This window comes from Rhizobacter sp. P2_H2 (assembly GCF_056403375.1).
Map to the genome: position 1 here is coordinate 1 of NZ_JBFUFP010001499.1, position 1,001 is coordinate 1,001.

The 1,001-nt window shown below is 70.7% G+C and carries 2 protein-coding genes; both read right to left on the reverse strand.

The features are described from left to right. Positions 1-432, reverse strand: a 432-nt coding sequence (locus tag AC1D15_RS34240; protein WP_477829577.1) for a pyruvate kinase, incomplete at its 3' end; no start/stop codon positions are given. A gap of 115 nt (positions 433-547) precedes the next feature. Continuing rightward, positions 548-1,001, reverse strand: a 454-nt coding sequence (gene pgk / locus AC1D15_RS34245; protein WP_477829578.1) for a phosphoglycerate kinase, incomplete at its 5' end; no start/stop codon positions are given.

Genomic DNA, 1,001 nt, shown 5'->3' on the forward strand with positions numbered 1-1,001 from the left:
GGTGTGCACCTGGTCGCCGCGCACCGCGTCGACCRTCAGCTTCAGCAGCCCGTCGTTCAGCAGCAGCGTGTCGCCGGGCTTCACGTCGCGCGGCAGCTCCTTGTAGTCGAGGCTCACGAGCTCGTTGGTGCCGAGCGCGGTGCTGCTGGCGTCGAGCACGAACTTCTGGCCCGGCTCGAGCATCGTCTTGCCGCCCTCGAACTTGCCGACACGGATCTTCGGGCCCTGCAGGTCGGCCATGATGGCCACTTCCTTGCCGGCGGCGCGGGCGACCTCGCGCACCAGGTTCGCGCGGTCGATGTGGTCCTGGGCCTTGCCGTGCGAGAAGTTCAGGCGCACGACGTCGACGCCGGCGCGGATCATCTGTGCGAGCACCTCGGGCGAGCTGGAGGCGGGGCCGAGGGTGGCGACGATCTTGGTGGCGCGGGGCATGGTGGAGGTCTCCTGTATTTTCATTGTGGATCAGCGCGCTGCACCGGCCGCCGCCGGGCCGTCCCAAGGCGGCCGCGCCCCCTCGGGGGGCAGGAACGCAGTGACGTCGGGGCGGTCACCCTGCACGGCGCTGCAGGATCTCGAAGGCGGGCAGGGTCTTGCCTTCCAGCACTTCCAGGAAGGCACCGCCGCCGGTCGAGATGTAGCCGACATCCTTCTCGATGCCGTACTTCGCGATCGCGGCCAGCGTGTCGCCGCCGCCGGCGATGCTGAACGCATCGGAGGCGGCGATCGCGCGCGCCAGCGTCTCGGTGCCGTGCGCGAACGCATCGAACTCGAACACGCCGACCGGGCCGTTCCAGACGATGGTGCCGGCGGCCTTCAGCTGGGCGGCGAGCCTGGCCGATGTCTCCGGGCCGATGTCGAGGATCAGGTCGTCGGCTTCGACGGCCGAGGCCGCCTTCACGGTGGCCGGCGCATCGGCCGCGAAGGCCTTCGCGGTGACGACGTCGGTCGGGATCGGCACCGCGGCGCCGCGCGCCTTCATGGCCTCGATCACCGCCTTGGCC